The sequence below is a fragment of the Roseibium album genome (genome assembly GCF_965233825.1).
Classification (GTDB): domain Bacteria; phylum Pseudomonadota; class Alphaproteobacteria; order Rhizobiales; family Stappiaceae; genus Roseibium; species Roseibium album.
Window position 1 is genome coordinate 3,166,664 of the sequence record NZ_OZ247583.1, and the last position, 18,964, is coordinate 3,185,627.

General features: G+C 57.3%; 14 protein-coding genes. 9 read left to right on the forward strand and 5 right to left on the reverse strand.

Going from position 1 to position 18,964, the window contains the following annotated elements; translation table 11 throughout:
* Positions 1-24: 24 nt before the first annotated feature.
* On the reverse strand, positions 25-921 hold the full coding sequence (locus ACO6TI_RS14625) for a LysR substrate-binding domain-containing protein (RefSeq protein ID WP_104702803.1): 897 nt from the start codon (positions 919-921) through the stop codon (positions 25-27).
* A gap of 273 nt (positions 922-1,194) precedes the next feature.
* On the opposite strand from ACO6TI_RS14625, the gene katG reads away from it, so the two are divergent.
* Entirely contained in the window at positions 1,195-3,366 is a 2,172-nt protein-coding gene (gene katG / locus ACO6TI_RS14630; protein WP_108873086.1) for a catalase/peroxidase HPI, read from the forward strand.
* A 58-nt stretch (positions 3,367-3,424) separates the two neighbouring features.
* On the opposite strand, the gene ACO6TI_RS14635 is transcribed toward katG, so the two are convergent.
* Both ACO6TI_RS14635 and ACO6TI_RS14640 read right to left on the reverse strand, forming a co-directional pair.
* On the reverse strand, positions 3,425-4,741 hold the full coding sequence (locus tag ACO6TI_RS14635; protein ID WP_108873085.1) for a transporter substrate-binding domain-containing protein: 1,317 nt from the start codon (positions 4,739-4,741) through the stop codon (positions 3,425-3,427).
* Positions 4,738-6,777, reverse strand: coding sequence for a hypothetical protein (locus tag ACO6TI_RS14640; RefSeq protein WP_422385171.1), 2,040 nt, complete (start codon positions 6,775-6,777; stop codon positions 4,738-4,740). The genes ACO6TI_RS14635 and ACO6TI_RS14640 overlap by 4 nt, the downstream gene beginning before the upstream one ends.
* 474 nt (positions 6,778-7,251) lie before the next feature.
* On the opposite strand from ACO6TI_RS14640, the gene fabI reads away from it, so the two are divergent.
* The 6 genes from fabI to ACO6TI_RS14670 all read left to right on the forward strand — a co-directional run bounded on the left by fabI (position 7,252) and on the right by ACO6TI_RS14670 (position 14,923).
* A complete protein-coding gene (fabI, locus tag ACO6TI_RS14645) occupies positions 7,252-8,016 on the forward strand; it encodes an enoyl-ACP reductase FabI (RefSeq protein ID WP_422385172.1) in 765 nt (254 codons plus the stop codon).
* Between the two features lie 9 nt (positions 8,017-8,025).
* A complete protein-coding gene (locus ACO6TI_RS14650) occupies positions 8,026-10,641 on the forward strand; it encodes a DUF3141 domain-containing protein (RefSeq protein ID WP_422385173.1) in 2,616 nt (871 codons plus the stop codon).
* 439 nt (positions 10,642-11,080) lie between these two features.
* A complete protein-coding gene (locus ACO6TI_RS14655; protein ID WP_422385174.1) occupies positions 11,081-12,544 on the forward strand; it encodes a DUF2157 domain-containing protein in 1,464 nt (487 codons plus the stop codon).
* A complete protein-coding gene (locus ACO6TI_RS14660) occupies positions 12,541-13,119 on the forward strand; it encodes a GDYXXLXY domain-containing protein (protein ID WP_422385175.1) in 579 nt (192 codons plus the stop codon). The genes ACO6TI_RS14655 and ACO6TI_RS14660 overlap by 4 nt, the downstream gene beginning before the upstream one ends.
* 60 nt (positions 13,120-13,179) lie before the next feature.
* Positions 13,180-14,223 (forward strand): class I SAM-dependent methyltransferase, encoded by a 1,044-nt coding sequence (locus tag ACO6TI_RS14665; RefSeq protein ID WP_196915394.1) that lies wholly within the window; start codon positions 13,180-13,182, stop codon positions 14,221-14,223.
* A gap of 1 nt (position 14,224) precedes the next feature.
* Positions 14,225-14,923, forward strand: a complete 699-nt coding sequence (locus tag ACO6TI_RS14670; RefSeq protein WP_422385176.1) for a pseudouridine synthase — start codon at positions 14,225-14,227, stop codon at positions 14,921-14,923.
* 60 nt (positions 14,924-14,983) lie between these two features.
* On the opposite strand, the gene ACO6TI_RS14675 is transcribed toward ACO6TI_RS14670, so the two are convergent.
* Together ACO6TI_RS14675 and ACO6TI_RS14680 are read right to left on the reverse strand one after the other, a co-directional pair.
* A complete protein-coding gene (locus tag ACO6TI_RS14675; RefSeq protein WP_422385177.1) occupies positions 14,984-16,102 on the reverse strand; it encodes a TauD/TfdA family dioxygenase in 1,119 nt (372 codons plus the stop codon).
* A gap of 274 nt (positions 16,103-16,376) precedes the next feature.
* Positions 16,377-16,940, reverse strand: a complete 564-nt coding sequence (locus ACO6TI_RS14680; protein ID WP_055112724.1) for an HdeD family acid-resistance protein — start codon at positions 16,938-16,940, stop codon at positions 16,377-16,379.
* A gap of 138 nt (positions 16,941-17,078) precedes the next feature.
* Here ACO6TI_RS14680 and ACO6TI_RS14685 point away from each other — a divergent pair, with 138 nt between their 5' ends.
* Together ACO6TI_RS14685 and fabF are read left to right on the forward strand one after the other, a co-directional pair.
* Entirely contained in the window at positions 17,079-17,498 is a 420-nt protein-coding gene (locus ACO6TI_RS14685; RefSeq protein WP_196998288.1) for a MarR family transcriptional regulator, read from the forward strand.
* Between the two features lie 98 nt (positions 17,499-17,596).
* Positions 17,597-18,859, forward strand: a complete 1,263-nt coding sequence (fabF, locus tag ACO6TI_RS14690) for a beta-ketoacyl-ACP synthase II (RefSeq protein ID WP_055111860.1) — start codon at positions 17,597-17,599, stop codon at positions 18,857-18,859.
* The last annotated feature ends 105 nt before the right edge of the window (positions 18,860-18,964 follow it).

The following is an 18,964-nucleotide window of genomic DNA, read 5'->3' on the forward strand; positions in this document are numbered from 1 at the left end:
CTTGCGACTGTCTCAACCCTGAGATCAAGGGCGACTTTCTGCCGAACTGCGCACGATGTCCGCGATCTCGTTCAACTGGCCCGCCAGCGGGCTGGACTTGCGCCAGACCATGCCGACGGTCCGGGTCGGTTCGGGGTTCTCGAAACGGGAGATGGAAACCGAAGCGGAGCGGGTCTCGACGGGGACAGCCATTTCCGGGATGAGCGTTACTCCCATGCCGGCACTGACCATCTGGACGAGGGTCGACAGCGAACTCGCATCAAGCATCTCGCGCGGAGGGCCGGACGGCAGGTTGCAGAAGGAAAGCGCCTGGTCCCTGAAACAATGGCCTTCCTCAAGCAGCAGCAAACGCATTTCCCTCAGGGTATCGGCGCTCGGGAGGGGCGCGCTGGCCTCACTGGCTGAACGAACGAGCATGAAGGTTTCGCTGAAGAGGGGTGTTTCGGCAAGGGAAGCCTCTGAAACAGGCAGGGCGACAATAGCCGTATCCAGTTTGCCTTCACCCAGTTCCTGGATGAGTTTCGGCGTCACCGTCTCGCGCACATGAATTTCCAGTTCGGGATGGTGCACGGTGAGCGCGCTGATCACTCTTGGTAGAAGATACGGGGCAATCGTCGGAATAACGCCGATACGCAACCGTCCGACGAGGCGATCTCGGGAGGCACGGGCCAGGTCGCCGAGTTCTTCAGCCGCTCGCAAAATGTCACGGGCACGCTCCACGGCGACTTCGCCGAAATGTGTCAGCCTCACCTGGCGCGGGCCACGCTCGATCAGGGACGCGCCGAGCGCTTCTTCCATTTCCTTGATCTGCATTGACAGGGCCGGTTGGGAAATCGCGCAGGCTTCTGCCGCCTTGCCGAAGTGACCATGCCGCGCGAGCGCCTCGAAATAGCGAAGCTGTTTCAGGGTGATATTTATCATAAGAAAATCCTATCAAAGCAATCAGGAAATTCAACTTCTTCTGATCGAATTGCTCTGCTAGTTTGGAATCAGAAAAGACTGGAGCAGCGTGTTGTCGGGAACTCCTGGTTGCGCTGCCCGGTTTGTTTCACAGCTTTTTTGTCGTACTGCGGCCTCTCATCAGCATATGCGCAGCGCCTTGGCCTTTCTCGAAGGCTCGCTGTCAATCTGTTGTCACGAGGTCGGAGTTGTGTAAGCCGGTGCAATGCACCGACATCTGAATTGGAGAGGAAAATGGACGCGAAAGTCGATAAGGCGGGCGGTTGCCCGGTAATGCACGGCGGGAACACGTCGATGGACAAGCCGGTCACGAAGTGGTGGCCGAATGCGCTCAACCTCGACATTCTTCATCAGCACGGCGCCCGGACCAATCCGATGGATCCGGATTTTAATTTCCGTGAAGCCGCCAAGGGACTGGATCATGAGGCGGTCAAGGCCGATGTCCGGGCGTTGATGACCGATAGCCAGGATTGGTGGCCGGCTGACTGGGGTCACTACGGAGGCCTCATGATTCGTCTTGCCTGGCACTCCGCCGGATCCTATCGCATGCAGGACGGCCGTGGCGGCGCGGGTTCAGGCAACATCCGCTTCGCGCCGCTGAATTCCTGGCCGGACAATGCCAGTCTCGACAAGGCACGGCGCCTGCTCTGGCCGGTCAAGAAGAAGTACGGCAACGCCCTTTCCTGGGCTGATCTTATCATTCTGGCCGGCAACATGGCATACGAGACCATGGGCTTTGAAACCTTTGGTTTCGGCTTTGGCCGCGAGGATATCTGGGGACCGGAAACCGACGTTTACTGGGGTTCTGAGAAAGAATGGCTGGCGCCGTCGGAAAACCGGTATGAAAACCTGGACGATGCGACCACGTTGGAAAATCCGCTCGCGGCCGTTCACATGGGTCTGATCTACGTCAACCCGGAAGGCGTCAATGGTCATCCTGATCCGGTCAAGACAGGCGCGCATATTCGCGAGACTTTCGCCCGGATGGCAATGAACGACGAGGAAACCGCGGCGTTGACCTGTGGCGGCCACACGGTCGGCAAGGCGCATGGACGCGGTGCGGTGGACAAGATCGGCGTCGAGCCGGAAGCCACGGGTGTGGAAGCTCAGGGCCTTGGTTGGTCCAATCCCGGTCAGGACGGCAAGGCAACAAATGCCTTCACATCGGGTATTGAAGGTGCGTGGACAAAAGAGCCGACCAGGTTCGACATGGGTTTCTTCGACTATCTCTTCAACTACGAGTGGGAGCTGACCAAATCACCTGCCGGTGCCTGGCAGTGGAAGCCGGTCGACATGCCGGAAGACCAGAAGCCGGTAGATCCGACCGACCCGTCTGTCCATCATGACCCCATGATGACCGATGCGGACATGGCCATGAAAATGGACCCTGTCTACAACGAGATCTGCCGGAAATTCATGGCAGATGAAGCTTACTTCCGCGATACATTCGCGCGTGCCTGGTTCAAGCTGACCCATCGCGACATGGGCCCCAAGGCAAACTATCTCGGACCGGATGTTCCGGCTGAAGAACTTGTCTGGCAGGATCCGATCCCGGCAGGTACGACGTCTTATGATGTCAATGCGGTAAAGGCGAAGATCGCTGCAAGCGGACTGTCCGCAGCCGAATTGATCGCAACCGCCTGGGACAGTGCCCGCACGTTCCGCGGCTCCGACAAGCGTGGTGGTGCCAATGGCGCGCGCATTCGCCTTGCCCCCCAGAAGGACTGGGAAGGCAATGAGCCGGAGCGTCTGGCCAAGGTGCTGGCGGTTCTTGCACCGATCGCTTCACAAGCCGGTGCTTCACTCGCGGATGTCATCGTCCTTGGCGGGAATGTCGGACTTGAACAGGCGATCAAGGCCGCCGGCTTCAATGTTGCGGTTCCCTTCACCGCTGGACGGGGCGACGCAACAGACGAACAGACCGACACCGACTCCTTCGACGTTCTGGAGCCGTTGGCTGACGGCTTCCGCAACTGGGAGAAGGAAAACTACGTCGTCAGCCCGGAAGAAATGATGCTCGACCGGTCGCAACTTCTTGGCCTTACCGCTCAGGAGATGACGGTTCTTGTCGGTGGCCTGCGTGTTCTTGGAACCAACCACGGCGGTACGAAGCATGGCGTCTTCACGGACCGCGAAGGAGCGCTGACCACCGACTTCTTCGTCAACCTGACCGACATGGCCAACAGCTGGAACCCGGTTTCAGGCGGTACCTACGAAGTTCGGGATCGCAAGCTGAACACGTTGAAGTGGACCGCGACCAGCGCGGATCTGGTCTTCGGCTCGAATTCGGTTCTGCGTGCCTATGCCGAGGTCTATGCCCAGGACGACAACCAGGAGAAATTCGTCAAGGATTTCGTTTCTGCCTGGAACAAGGTCATGAATGCGGACCGATTCGATCTGGCGTAAGCCTTCGCTCCACGCTCTGAGCCACAGGCCGGTCCCGCATCTCGCGGGGCCGGCTTTTTCAGTTCTCGTTCCGGGCTGAGGCCGGATTGTCCGGCGCATCATTTGCAAGCGCGGTTCCGGCCGGAATGCTGTTTATTCGAAAGAGCGTGTTCAGGAAGTCCGACATCTTGGTGTCGGGGAAGTGACCGGCAAACAGCCGTTCAATGGTTCCATCCTGAAACATGCTGTAGAGCGCAAGGTCGACCTTCTCCGGCAGCCCCGGATGCGTTCTCGATGAAATGACGAACGCATAAGGTTCGTACCTGCCGGTGGCAGACGGCGCCGGATCCATTGCGCAGTCTCTCCTGGTCTGGTTACGCTGGTCTGCAAGCGATGCCTGAACAATATCGAGATCGCCATAATAGCGTGACAATTCACCATTGCAGAATGCCCTGGCTGCCTCGGTGTGCGAGGCATAGTTGCGCGAACAGATAATCTTGGCGCCAATCTGGTTTTTGGGCGGCGTGTTCAGCCGCGCATTGAGCGCATCGCCGATCGTGGACCCTTCGACATATCCCCAGACCTCATAGTCTTTGGGAACTTCGGTTTTCACCTGTTGCGGCGTTGCGGGCACAAATTGAAAATCGATTTTGAACCGATCCCAGAAACTTGCCTGGCTTTGGTCGCTCGGGTTTCCATTGCCGGCTTCGCCACCCTCTGCTGCCGAATTTGCCTGATCAGGTGCCGCCTCCGGCCACCACGCGTTTTCACATGTGTGTTCAGGCGCGGATTCTCCTCTGCCAACGGCGCTCACATGATCGATCCACGGCAAAATGCAATCGCATGTCGGCTTCGTCCCGTCTTCAGGCAGTCTGGCCTCGTTCTTGGTGAGATCCTTTCCTGGCTTGGACTTCACAAAGGAACTGTTGGCTACAAAGACAATTTGCGAGAAATGAAGCACGGGTGTGCCGTTTTCAATCGGGAAACTCTTCATGCGCAGCAGCGTGATGGTGGTCGGATCACATAGAAAATCGATCTCGGTGACGCCGAAAGAGACCTTTTCGGTCTCGGGGAATGTTGTGCTGGCCGTTGCAGTCCCCGGTGGAACCAGATTGTCCCCACCGACGTCGATCCGCCCGGTTTTGAGAATGGACTTTCGTTCCGCCGTGCCGATCTCGACGGTTTCGAGCTGGTATCCTGCGCGGTGGATCGCCTCTGTACAGATATCCCAGTAAAATCCCAGGTATTCTCCAGAGTCCTTGTTCATCCAGATGAATGGCCTGGTATCCGTTCGAACGGCCATTTTGACCGGCTTGTCATTTTCTTCCGCACTGCCGCTGGAGGCAGCGGCGAGTGCCTGCATGAGGATGAGCCCAAGGGAGATCAGCCACTTCATGAGGCGGCCGTGCGTGATTTTGCCGGTGCATGGCCGGTCGATTGTGATGCTTTGGCGTGCGCACCCGATTGTCGTCGCCTTTGGTTCTGAAGCGCTTCAGCGATGCAAAAGACCACCAGGAACCCGAGGATAGATGAATAGATGGCCGCATATGCGATCAGACCATGATCGATCGCATCCAGTTGTGGTTGTTCCGCTGACCGGTTGAGCGCGGACGCCCAGGACGTAAGAAAGCGCGTCGCGCCTCCGCATAAACCCATGATGATCGCGGCGCGGATTGCCCAGCCACGGCTCCATGCCTGAGTCTTCTGTGCTACGGCGGATCTGGACATGGTCGAGGCGGCGTCAAGCAGCACAACAAGGATCAGCGCAAGCACAGCCCCTCTCAAGGGGGTCGGGGCATTGTATTCGAATGATGATCTCAGTGTTGTCCAGACAGTGCGTTGATTTTCAGACCATCCGCCGGATTCGATCGCCGAGCGCCAGAGCACCAATCCGATAATGAACAGGGTTGCGACCGCCCAGGAAATGAAAACCAGCAGCAGGGCTTGCGGCAGTTTCTTGGTCCAGTGCGACTGCGACATGTTCCGCCAGCGGTGGGTCTGGCGAGCGCCGTCCCGGAGCGCGAGGGCGATTATGATCGGAATGCAGAAACTGTTGAAGGAGGTGGTGGCATACCCAAGCGCGCGCCAGTACGGGTTTCCGGGCGTCCCGCTCTGCAGGGCGGATTCATAGGGGCCGGGAAAAATACTCCATGCGACAGCGAGCAGGATGGTGATGCCGGCGGACCAGAGTATTGTAAGCATTGCGTGAGAGCGTGAATGCACCGGCCCGGCATGTTCGTTGAGCAAGTCGCTCAAGAAGGCCTCGAGCTTTTCCTTCGCGAGAATCTGTTGTCTGACCGAGCTGGGAGCATTCTTGTCTGACCTTTTGTGAGTTGCCTCCGAAATGATGATCTCGTGTTCGACATAAAGGGCCAGCAATATGCAAAGATCGTCTGCCAGGTGATCGGCATGTTCGGCAAGTCGTTCCCAACTGGCCCTTTTCTTTTCCCTGGACGCGGAGTTTTCCGCCGCCCCGTTGCCTTCGTGAGGTGTTTCCGCCTCCAGAGTTGCCTCTGAATTTTCCGAAGAGCTTAGGGTCTCGCCGGCCTGATAACTCGACTTCTCGTCCAGTTCCAGAAGGAGAACATCTCTGCGTCTGGTCAGGGCGGCCTCGAGCTTGTCGAACTCTTCGCGTTGGCTCGCATTGGCCAGTTTCAGCTTTCGATCCAGGATCCAGGACGAAATCGCAAAGATTAGATCGAGGTCCTCGTGAAAATCCTGAGGGTCTGCAAGTTGCCCTTCCGCTGCCTTTGAATAATGAGTGATGCGCTCCCAATGACCGCGCGGGATCAGCAGGCTGTTTTTTGGAATGTCGCTGCCCGGATCCCCTGCATCCCGGATCTGGATTGAATTGCGCTGTAGATCCTCGCCGGCCCCGATGACACGCGTGGGAATACCCGCGAGACGGTGCGCCGCACTGCGCATCCAGTCTTCAAAGCGTTGCAGGATCGGAAAGGTCGGGGCAAGACCGACAATGATGAGCGCGATCGTGAGAGAAATGGACGGATCTATGCCGATATCGAGGAAGTTTCTTTTCTCGGACGGACCTGTTTCGCTTGAAAGTGGCTGTGCCCAGAAAACGCTGTCGCTGTTGGGCAATGGGACAAATCCGGTTGTCGAACTGTCCGCGTCGTCTGTCGGTGCCGTTGGCAACTGGCTCGCACCGACGGTGTCGGAGACGATATCCGGACCGCCGAGATAGGGGATGACCTCGGCGTAAGCGCACAAGAAGAAATAGATCATCAGCATCGTCAGCGCGTAAAAGGTATACGCATGGAAGACGACTTTGCGTGCGCGGAGCTTGTCGGGTGTCAATAGATCGACCAGGCGCTCAAGCTGCCTGCGCCCGCCATACGTTGCCTTGTTGAATCGCTCGTAAGAGAAAACGCCTATGATCAAGGCTCCAAAGAGCAAGGCGACCAGATCAGGCATTGTCGGTACCTGCTTGTTTCAACGCTCTTAGCGGCAATATTGCGTTGCCGGATTGCAGGCTGTCTGTGCAAAGCCAGGTGCCGTGCTGCCAGATAGTAACAGGAGGATAATCAAAACATTCCTCATGACGCGGTCCTCAAGTTAAATAAATTTTTCTGTTCAATTCTAAAAGATGGAGTTGAAATCATAACATGTCCACAATTGAAAATAAGGAAATTTCTTCAAATAATGGCTGGATTAATATTTTCAATATAAAGTTGTATCTTGGTTGTGTTGTTAAAAGTTACCTAAAGTAAATGATTTCAAGTTGGGAGTGGCGTCCGCACAACCACCTATATTTGCGATTGGTCATTTTCTCGTCACAAGGATCATGTTGCACTGCAATGTGTATTCAGGTTGCATCTGAAACAGCGGGAGGTCTCGTCCGGTTCGTGCCGGTTCCAATCTGTTCCAGCGTCAGGGAGCTGACCGCATATGTTTGATTTGACGGGCATGAAAGCGTTGGTGGTGGGGGTCGCAAACGACCAGTCCATCGCATACGGCTGCGCGAAGGCGTTCAGGGAGCAGGGGGCCGACCTGGCGGTTACGTTCCTGAATGAAAAATCCGAACCGCATGTCCGGCCGCTTGCCGAAGAACTGGGCGCTGAAATCGTTGCGCCGCTCGATGTTCGCGACCTGGAACAGCAGGATGCGCTCTTTCGTGAGATCACGGAGAAATGGGGCAGGCTCGATACGTTGCTTCACTCAATAGCATTTTCGAAAAAGGATGACCTTCACGGGCGTGTCGTGGATTGTTCCGCCGAGGGGTTCGGCCTGGCGATGGATATATCGGTACATTCTTTCCTGCGCCTAATCCGCGGCGCTGAACCGCTTATGCCGCAAGGCGGAACCTGCATGACAGTGTCCTTCATGGGGGCACAGAAGGTTGTCGAGAACTATGGGGTCATGGGACCGGTCAAGGCGGCGCTCGAGGCCGCAACCCGTTATGCCGCCGCTGAAATGGGACCGAGGGGAATATCCGTTCATGCGCTCTCGCCCGGACCATTGAAAACCCGTGCGGCATCGGGAATTGCGGAGTTCGACGAACTCCTGAACGACGCTGCCGAGCGTGCGCCCACACATCAGCTTGCCACAATCGACGATGTTGGCGCCTACGCTGCGTTCCTGGCAAGCCGGGAAGCCTTCAACGTTACCGGCGGCATCCACTTCATAGACGGCGGCTACAGCATTGTTGGATAGGAGGTCCTGATGAAGGACATTTTTGACGCTCTCGAAAAAGGTCACAACGAGTTCCTCAACTCGCTGCACGACGCCACGGCATGGTCATCATCAGAGCGTTTCACGGCTCTGCAGGCGCAGGCAACCGAGATTTCCAACATGGCCGAACTCATGGGCAGGGGGCTGACCATGCATTTGACCAACATGACCGATCATCACAAGAGCCGCTGGCAGGAGAGCCTGTCCGCGTATGGCAAGGCGTTTGAGGGTCTCACTCGGGTGCAATCAGGCGGCAGTCTCCACAGTGCCTTTGAAAATTACTGGCAGGACGCTGCGCAGCGCATTGTCCTGACCATGGATACGCTGCGTCAGCGCGGCGATATCTTCATTGAACATGAGGACGCCGGCTGCCCACCGGTGCTGATCTACGACTACGATGTCGTCATGGATGGGGCCGACCTGCCGCGGCCCTGCTGCTACATGCTTTTGAAGATCAAGCAGCCTGCGGACGGAAAACAACGCGCGCCCAAGTCCTGGAAACGTCCTTACATCATCATCGATCCGCGCGCGGGACATGGTGCCGGTATCGGTGGTTTCAAGCCGGACAGCCAGGTTGGTGTTGCACTTCGCGATGGTCACCCTGTCTATTTTGTCGCTTTCAGGCGCATGCCCGAGAAGGGCCAGACGCTTGCCGATGTCACGGACGCCGAGGCGGCGTTCGTTCGCAAGGTGAGGGAATTGCATCCCGACGCGCCCAACCCGGTTGTAACCGGAAACTGCCAGGGTGGGTGGGCAACATTGCTGCTGGCGGCCACGAACCCGGATCTCACCGGTCCGATCATCTTGAACGGTGCACCCGTGTCGACCTGGGCCGGACGTGTCGGAGAAAATCCGATGCGCTACAACGGCGGAATACTGGGAGGCACCTGGAATGCCATGTATTATTCCGATCTTGGCCACGGCGTTTTCGACGGTGCTGATATCGTTCAGAACTTTGAACTGCTCAATCCGTCACGGAACTATTTCGGCAAGTACTATGACCTTTACGCCAAGGTTGATACCGAGCCGCATCGCTTCCTCGAGTTTGAACGCTGGTGGGGTGGCTATTTCCTGCTGAACGAAGCGGAAATGAAGTGGATCGTCGAGCAACTTTTCGTCGGCAATAGGCTGTCCAAGAACGAGGCACAGCTCGAACCCGGACGGAATGTGGACATCAAACAGATCCGTGCACCGATTATCGTCTTTGCCAGCTTTGGTGACAATATCACCCCGCCTCAACAGGCGCTCAATTGGATCATCGACAGTTATGCCGACGAGCGGGAGATCGTCATTCGCGGGCAGCGGATCATCTACATGGTTCACGATCAGGTCGGGCATCTTGGAATTTTTGTCTCGTCCAAGATAGCCAAGAAAGAGCACACCGAGGTCACGTCGACCTTGAAGACCATCGAAGCCCTGCCTCCCGGTCTTTATGAAATGACGATCGACGACTACGAGGGAGACATCCTGGACAGGTCCTTCACGGTCAGTTTCCATGAGCGCAAGATGGAAGACCTCAAGGCGATGGACGACGGCCGGGACGATGAGATCCCCTTTGCGGCTGTCGCAAGAGCCTCTGAACAGCAGGCAGAGTTTTACGATGTCTGCATGCGCCCTCTTGTTCAGGCCGGCGTCACCGAACAAAGCGCGGATTTGCGCCGCAAGACACATCCTCTTCGGATGCAGCGCGAGTTCTTTTCCAGCATGAACCCGTTCCTGAACATGTTGCCGGGTTTGGCGGAGCGGGTGAAGGAGGATAGAAAACCGGTCACCGCGGACAATCCCTTCGTCGAGCTGGAGCGGGTCAACGCAGCGCTGATCGAGCAATCGATGGACCTGTTCCGGGATCTGCGCGACACAATGTACGAAAACCTGTTCTACGCGATCTGGGGATCGCCCTACATGCGCTGGTTCGGGCGGACGAAACAGCCGGGCCGAACGCTGATGAAAAAAGAGGAATTGCGCAGTCTGCCCCCGGTTCAAACAGCTCTGATGCATATCGAGGAAGGCGGCTTCCGTGAGGCCGTCGTTCGCATGCTCATTCTGCTGGCGGACAGCAGGGGAAATGTCCGCCGCGACCGACTGGAGCGATCTTCGCGTGTTCTGACACAAGATGAACCATTCAAGTCGCTGACACCGGACGAACGCAGCTTCATGCTGCAGGAACAGACATTGATCGTTGAATTCGCGCCTGAAAAGGCGATCACGTCACTGCCGAAGCTGCTCAAGACAAAAGAAGAGCGTGAGCTGGCTTCCAGGGTTGTACGTTACATTCCCGGGGCCATCGATGAGATGACATCACACACTTTGGAAACCTTGCAAAAGTTTCACAAGGTTCTGGGATTGCCGCCCGCATCCGAAGATGTGACTGAAGATCCGTTGGTCCGGCCCAAAGAAGTCGCTAATACGGAAAAGGTGGAAAATCCCGAAAAATCCGGGAACACAGCAAAAACTGCAGAGGTCGCCGCTTCCACAACCAGGGCACCACAGAAAGTCTCACAGCGCAAAGCGGTGCAAAAGACCTCTCCTCGACGCAGAGCAGCCGCGAAACCGGCGACGCGCGGAAGACGGCGCACGACGAAAAATTCGGAAGAACCTGCAGAATGAAGAACCTGCAGAATAAGGTGATAGGGCGTCCGGGCCTCTCGGACGCCCCTCAGAGCCCCCCTGATTTTTTGCTGGAGTTAGGCTCTGATCTGCAGAATAAAAACTTTTCCGGTCGCATCCGACTTCAACAGCGAGCCCACCTGGCCCTCCGTGTCTCCAGCGACAGCAAAATTGGATGCATCACAATACCAAGAACCGCTGGAGCTACAAGTCCCGCCCTCACCAGATGGTAATTTAATCGTGGCGGGCAGACAGCAATGTGTGTCCGGCGCCGGCCCGGGCGCTTGCCGCTGTTGTGCGTTTGTAGATGGATTTGCTCGATAAGATGCCGGTCATCGCCCGGAAATGGACGCAGTTTTCATTTTTATGCGATGCTGGCCGCCTGGCTTGTGAATTGAAAAGACACTCCAGAGGGCTGAAGCCATGACGATGATGCCACTTGAGAATTCTCGGAGACGTATATGCTCTTGCTGAAACAGATCAGGTTGGCCAGACAATCAAGGTGTCCATCCTTGAAGTTGCAGGCGGCTGGCAGAAACTGATGTTCGACTGGGTCTACAAGAAAAGACTGAAGGATGACCTGGAGGTCTGGGTCTCGAAAGGCTGGGTCAGTTCATCCGGTGCCGCTGCCATCCTGCGCGAACAGGATCAGGAAGACGGGCGATCCAGGTTGCCGATGGCTCTGGCCGGTATCGGCATGGTCTGTGTTGCCTTGGCACTCTTTGCGTTTATCGCAGCCAATTGGGCAGCGATCCCGAAAACGGTAAAACTGATCGGTATTGCCTGCCTCCTGCTTGCCAGTCACGGCGCCGCGGCAAAAGCAGCGGCGAATGGGCGGAGAGGTATAGCGGATCTGCTGACAGGCTTCGCAACGCTGGTCTTCGTCGGAGGAATGGCCCTGGTGGGGCAGATTTTTCATCTGCCTTCGGACTGGGCCGGTGGAGCGTTTCTTGTTTGCCTCGGAGGCTTGGCTGCAGCCTGGCTGACAGGATCGAAAACCTCGATTGTCATAGCGGCGATCGCTGCAATCATGTGGCAGTTCACACGCGCGGAGCTGGGTGAAGCTGTCCTGTTGCAGGATCTCATCGGCCTTTTGATCCTGGCCGCTGTCTTCGCTCATCCGCTTGCTCATCCTGCGCGCCTGTCGCGCTGGCTTGCGATCAGCCTTATCTGGGTCACTTACGGCAGGTGGTTCGCGGAATCCGCCGAGATCCTGTCTGCGGACGACGGCTATATCCTTGCCATGGCGCTCGCTGGGGCAGGAGGCCTGGCTGCGATCATGGTGCTGCTCGATCCGGTCGCGGACCTGTTTGTCAAATGGTCAAGCAATCTTCCATCTCGTGGCCATGGCTATTGGCTCATGGGAAGATCCCTGCAGGATGCAGGCTTTCTTGTTCTCTGCGCGCTCATTGCCGCAGCACTTGTCCTGGTTCCAGAGATTTCAAAGCGCGTCGCTGTGGCCGGCATTTGGGAAATCCCGGCGCTGTTGCCACTGCTGCTTGCTGTGTTTTTGCTCGTCGCGGGCTTTGTTCTTTCCTACAAGACAACAAAGGCTCAATCACTGTTTGGTGCGATCGGGCTCGCGGTTCTTGCTGTCCTGATGCCGGTCTTTACGGCGAACAGCCTTGTGCTCGCTGCCATCAGCATGGGCTCGCTTGTGGGGCTCTGCGCCCTCGCCACATGGTTCAACAACCGGTTCTGGATGCTGTGTGCCTATCTCGGGTTGACCGCAGTAGCGCTCTGGCTCCTGCAGGTTACAATCGGATCTCTCCTGGGCCAGTCGGTGTTTTTCCTCGTTGCAGGGGTCCTCTTGCTTGGTGTGGCATTGTGGCTCGCACGTCTCTTCAGTAAAGGCAAAGATGCTCCGGACGCCGGGCCTGATCCCAAGGAGGCCCTGACATGAGTATCGCTTCCGCTCCCGACGAACCTGCCCGGCCATCCAAATCCCGGTTCGCCTACCTGCGCTGGGGGCTGCTGGCACTCATACAGCTCGCACTGATCTCGATTCCCCTGGTTGAACGGCTTCAGGTTCAGGTTTCGGGAACGGTGGTTTCGCTGGAACTTGTCCCCGTGGATCCAAGGGATCTCTTGCGCGGCGACTATGTGATCATAAACCTCGCGATTGGACGTTTGTCCACGGACCTTCCCGGCGCGGACACCGTCAAGTCCGGTCACACGGTTTACGTTGAGCTTGCGCGCGATGGCACGGCTTCTGCTCAACCCGTCTCGATGTCGCAAACACCGAGGCAATCCGGAGAACCCGTCATCGCAGGCACTGTCACGTCGGTTTCAGATGACAAGATCTGGGTAGACTATGGCATCGATGCTTTCTTTTTGCCCGAGGGCGAGGGACGGGTGATTGAAAAGCTCGATACCAGTCGGGTACTGCTGGAAGTCGCGATTGCGGAAGACGGACGCTCCCTCCCGCTCACGTTGCTGGTCGACGGCGAGGCGTTCAAATCGGACGGGACCTTTTGACGGACGGTGCTCCGGGCGCTATGAGCGCTGCAACGCATTGAATAGGAAACCTGGTCCCTGATGTCCGATCCCGCGCTCGACACGCTCATCCTTCCTCTGGAAACGGAGAATATTGAACTTCACCCAGGCGCGAAGGTCCTGTTTCTGCGTGCCCGTCATAGCCGGGCCTTGAATGCCTTGAATGAACTGGATCTTCTGTGCGTTCAAAGTTTCGCACCCGATCGCGATGCCCTGCAAAAGGCGGGTCTGAAGGTGAGCGCCGAGCCTGGGGACGGGAAATTCGATACCGTGTTTGTTCTCCCCGGCCGTCAAAGACAGGAAGCGCGGGCGCAGTTGGCAGAGGCTGTTTCCAGGGTAACAACCGGTGGTATCGTGATCGCCAGTGCCCCCAACACCGAAGGCGCCAGGACGCTGGAGAGGGATCTTGCCGATCTTCTCGGCAATACGGAAAATCTCTCGAAGAACAAATGCCGTGTCGTCTGGGCCACCTCTCATGCCGACAGCGTCAACCAGGCGCTTGTGAAAGACTGGCTGGCCATTGATGTTGCTCGGCCGGTGCTGGACGGAGCGTATGTCAGCCGCCCGGGCCTGTTTGCCTGGGACCGTGTCGATCCGGCCTCGAAGCTCCTTGGCAACCTGGTGCCGGATACACTCAAGGGAAAGGGAGCCGACCTCGGGGCAGGCTTTGGCTACCTCGCGCGGACAGTTCTGGAAAAGGCCCCGAAAGTGTCCGCAATGGATCTTTATGAAGCTGAAAAACGCGCACTCGACCTTGCGGAGCAGAACCTTGGCGGCTTCAAGGGCAAGCGACGTGTGAACGGCATCTGGTGCGACGTGACAAGGGGGATTGAGGGTCCTTACGACTTCATCGTTTCCAATCCGCCGTTTCACCAGGCGGGCAGGGCGGATCGCGCTGATGTCGGTCAGGGGTTCATCCGGGCCGCAGCAGCGGGTTTGCGCCCGGGGGGCGAACTCTTCATGGTTGCCAACCGTCACCTGCCTTACGAACAGACACTGACCGAGGTATTTGCAGACGTCAGGCAACTGGCTGACGAGGGCGGCTACAAGGTTATCCGCGCGGTCAAGGGCAAGGGAAGGCGCTAGAATGCGGCTCGTAAAACTCCTCGCCAATCTCGGCTACGGCAGCCGCAAGGAAATGCAGCTGGCGATCCGCAATGGCTGGGTAACGGACAGGGACGGCAACAGGCTGAAGCCAGACAGCAAGACGGCGCATGAGGACGTCCTGTTCGACGACGAGCCACTCGACCCGGCACAGGGCGTCGTGCTTTTGCTGAACAAACCGGTCGGATATACCTGTTCGACAAAGGATCACGGGCGTTTGGTCTACGATCTGCTGCCGGACCGGTTTCGTACCCGCAAGCCTCCACTGTCGTCTATTGGTCGTCTCGACAAGGAGACATCGGGACTGCTGCTCTTCACCGATGACGGCACGTTTCTTCACAAGGTGATTTCGCCGAAATCGAATGTTCCCAAAGTCTACGAACTCGCTCTGGATCGTCCCTTGAAGGGGGATGAAGCCGCTTTGTTCGCTTCCGGCGAAATGATGCTTGAAAGCGAAGACAGGCCGCTGAAGCCTGCCCAACTGGAAGTCCTGGATGACACGACCGCCCGATTGACCCTGCACGAGGGCCGCTATCACCAGGTTCGCCGCATGTTTGCCGCAACCGGTAACCACGTGGCGCAACTCAGGCGCAGCCGGATTGGCGCGCTGGGGTTGGCAGGTTTGGCGGAAGGAGAGTGGAAGGCACTTTCCGATAACGAAAAGGCCAAAATTTTCGCGTGAAAGCAAAGAGGTCCGGGAATGCCGAACCTCTTCGCAATTCCTTGGGTCGCTATGGTGCAGTCAACCCTGCGACCGGCTCAGAACCCGAATGCGGCTGTCGAACTCGCCACGGTCGACGTAGCAGCCACGCAAATGCCGGAATCCGGTGTTCGGGTCGAATGCGGCGCGACCGTGCAGGACGCGGCGATTGTCGAAAATCACCATTTCTCCACCCCGCAGACGTGTGGTCATCACGTATCTTTCTGACCGCGTCATCTCCATGAGTTTGCGATACGCAGTGTAGTAAGGCTCCATCTTGTCGGCCGGCAGGTCGAAAATTCCCGCAAGATGGGCATTGAAATGCAATTCCTGCATGTTTCCGAACAGATCAAGATCGATCACCGTGTGATGGCGCCGGATGTCGTAGTCCTCATCGTGAAAGCGAAAGGGGACAGGCGTTTCGGACAGCAGCCGGAAGGCCTCCGGCTCGCCATTGCGAAGGTCGTTGGCGATGGCAAATCCATCACAGAATGTCGACCCGCCACCTTCCGCCTCGTTGGCAAGGCAATGCAGAAACTGGAAGCCAGGTGGCAGTTCCTGGTTGGCAAGATCCGTATGAAGCGGCAGGGCATGGGACGTATAGGCAAGATTGTTCGGATTTGGCTTCGACATGACCTCGAACGTCGTGCCGAAATTTGTTTCTCTGAGAAAGCCGATACGCCGTGCCATCGCCATTCCGGCATCCTTGTCGTGTGCCATGCCGTCAACGATGGCAAGTCCGGTTTTCTTGGCTTCCAGCAGGAATTCCAGCAAAAGTGCGTCGCTTGACGTCAGATCGCTTGATGTCGCGCGAGGAAGATCGGCCGGTGAAAAGTCGGCGCGCCAGAGCGTTGCATCCACCTGGGCCGGGTCCAGAAGTCCTATGCCGGGCCGGTGATCGTATAGCCAGCCCGGATCAAATCGGCTGATGTGAGATTCCCCGTCCCAGGTCACGACAATATCGCCATCTTCGAGCGAAACATTGCCGACACTCAATCCGAGAGGAATGCTTGTCAGGTCGAACTGGCGCTCCCTCGTGTCGGGATGAAAGCCCGTCGGGCAATTGTCCCGAAGCCAGAGAAAGGGAAAGTCCGCGCTGGTTCCATTTGGCCAGCAGACATTCACGACGCGGTCGCCGCCGTGAAGAGTTGCGGTTGTCATGGTTGAGTTCCGTTGATTTTTGAAAGTGAAACAAAAATTCGCGTCCGGAGGACGCGGCTCATCAACGGCAGGCGGGAGGCGGCCACCACCAGTAGGCTTTGTTATGCGGATTTCCGGGATTGCGCCCGAGGATATGGAGCATCCAGTTGTAACCCGTTCAAAGGCGGCGCCTTCAGATGAATTCGATGGCAAAATGACATCAATAAATACGCCCGGCAACAGGTTTTTTGCCGGGCGTGAACACGTTTCAAGTTACTGGACTCTCGCTGGTAACTCAGCCCTTGGCGGCGCGCGCGGCCAGCGCGATTGCGATGTAGCTCCAGCCGTTGACGAGCACCGAGATACCGGCGATCAGGCCAAGTGCCCAGGCGGCCGAACCTGGCAGATCCATCCAGATCATGACCCCGGCTGCAAGTGAAACGATACCGGCGATCAGAACCCATACCCAGCCTTCATGCGGCTTCAATTTGTAGGCCAGCAGAATCTGGCTGACACCCTGGGCGACGAAGATCGCCGCGATCACAAGCGTAAGTGCAAATGTACCGGCAAGCGGGTTCAAATAGATCACGATACCGCCAATGACTGCGATGATGCCCGTGATGAGGTTCCACAGAAAGCTCGACGTACCCTGTGTCTTGAATGAATTGTAGATCTGAACAAGTCCGCCTACGAATAGCACGGCTGCTATCAGGATTGTGACAGCAATGGATGTCGCCAGCGGGGCGGCAATCAGAATGATTCCGCCGATCACAAGCGCAATGCCGAGTGCCAGGAACCAGCCCCAGTTTTCCTGGATCTTCGCTTTCATGTCTTCGACAGCCTGAACCGCATCTGCCATTTTGACCTCCTCACGTTCCGGTTGTTCAGGCACCGTAACTGCTTCGCGGCAAAACGCAAAATATTGATGACATTACGAAGGGTTAGCGTTGGGGATTAAGGAACTTGACATTCGGTGTGTATATGCACACAAAGGGCCATGGAAGACGATGACTTTTCCCAATGTGTCCTTGACAACGCCCGCAAAGCGGCCCGGGCGGTCAGTCGTCACTATGATCGTCTGGCCCGACAGGTCGGAATGACCGCAGGCCAGTTTTCAGTGCTGGTCGCCATCAGGCAGGCGCGCGACGAAACCACGGGCGAACTGGCAGAAAGGCTTTCCATGGATCGTACTACCCTGGTCCGGAACATCGCGCTTCTGGATCGAAAGGGCCTCGTCGTGTCGGCGCGTACGGGTGATGCGAGAGGAAAGAACCATCATCTGACCGGGAAGGGCGAAGCGCTGCTGGAGAGTGCCCTGCCGCTTTGGCGCCAGGCGCAGAAAGATGTGGAGATCCTTCTGGGCAGGGAGGAGTTCCTGAAAACAATCAATGTGTTGCAGAGGCTTTCGCAACTTTGACAATGGTTCCTTGAATCTCTTTCTAAAGGACCTTTAACACCGCTTGAACACGAAACACGTGACAGGGCGTCATCTGACATGAGCAAAGTGAGGTAAACATGCGTCGGGTAGTCGTAACGGGAATGGGGATCGTGTCTCCCCTCGGAACCGGGGTTGACGCATTCTGGAGCAGGTTGACGTCGGGCGCGAATGGCATCCGCAGGATCAGCCATTTCGATCCGAGCGACCTGGCCTGCCAGATTGCTGGCGAAGTGCCGTCAAAGGATGAGGACGAATTCGGCTTCGACGTCGATGCGGTTCTCGATTCTCGGGAACAAAGGCGCTCCGACAGGTTCATTCACTTTGCCATGGGAGCGGCCCAGCAAGCGCTCGCAGACTCCGGTTGGGAACCAAAAACCGTCGAGGAAAAAGAACGGACCGGCACGATCATCGCCACCGGCGTCGGCGGCTTTCCGGCCATGACCGCCGGGACCAGGCTGGTCGACGAGAAGGGGCCTCGCCGGGCCTCGCCGTTCCTGGTGCCGTCATTCCTCGCCAATCTGGCTGCTGGCCAGGTCTCCATCCGTTTTGGCCTGAAGGGACCGATCGGCGCACCGGTGACAGCCTGTGCAGCCAGCCTTCAGGCGCTGGGCGATGCCGCTCGCTTGATCCGCTCGGGCGAGGCCAACGTCATGGTGGCCGGTGGTACGGAAGCCTGTATCGACAAGGTTTCATATGCCGGTTTTTGCGCGGCCAAGGCCATGTCCTCCAAGCGTAACGACGACCCGTCTCATGCGTCCCGCCCGTTTGATCAGGATCGTGACGGCTTCATCATGGGTGAAGGCGCGGGCATCCTGATCCTGGAAGAACTGGAGCATGCAAAGGCGCGTGGCGCCAACATTCTGGTTGAACTCAAGGGTTACGGTACGACGGCTGATGCATTCCACGTTACCGCGTCGTCACCGGACGGCGAGGGAGGCTTGCGTGCGATGCGCCAGGCACTTTCATCTGCCGGACTGACACCTGCCGAAATCGGCTACGTCAATGCGCATTCCACATCAACACCGGTTGGCGATGCGGCGGAGATTGCCGCATTGACGACCTTGTTCGAAGGAAGGGGCAAAGACCTCGCCGTGTCCTCGTCAAAATCCATGTTCGGGCACCTGCTCGGCGCAGCCGGTGCTGTCGAGGCAGTGGCCTGCGTCAAGGCGCTGACAAGCGGACAGCTGCCTCCGTCCCGGAACCTGGAAGCTCCGGACGAGGCAATGACCCGGTTCGAAATGATTCCGGGCAAGGCAATCGACAGGCGCGTTGATCACGTTCTGACCAATGGTTTCGGCTTTGGCGGCGTGAATGCCAGCGCGGTGTTTTCAAAGGTTTGACGCGCCTTTTTTTGGACCGGTGTCGATAGATTTTGGACAAGTACTCTGCCGCCCCGGTTTGGAGCCGGGGCAGCTTTGCTGCAATTCGACCGCTCCACGGTGAGT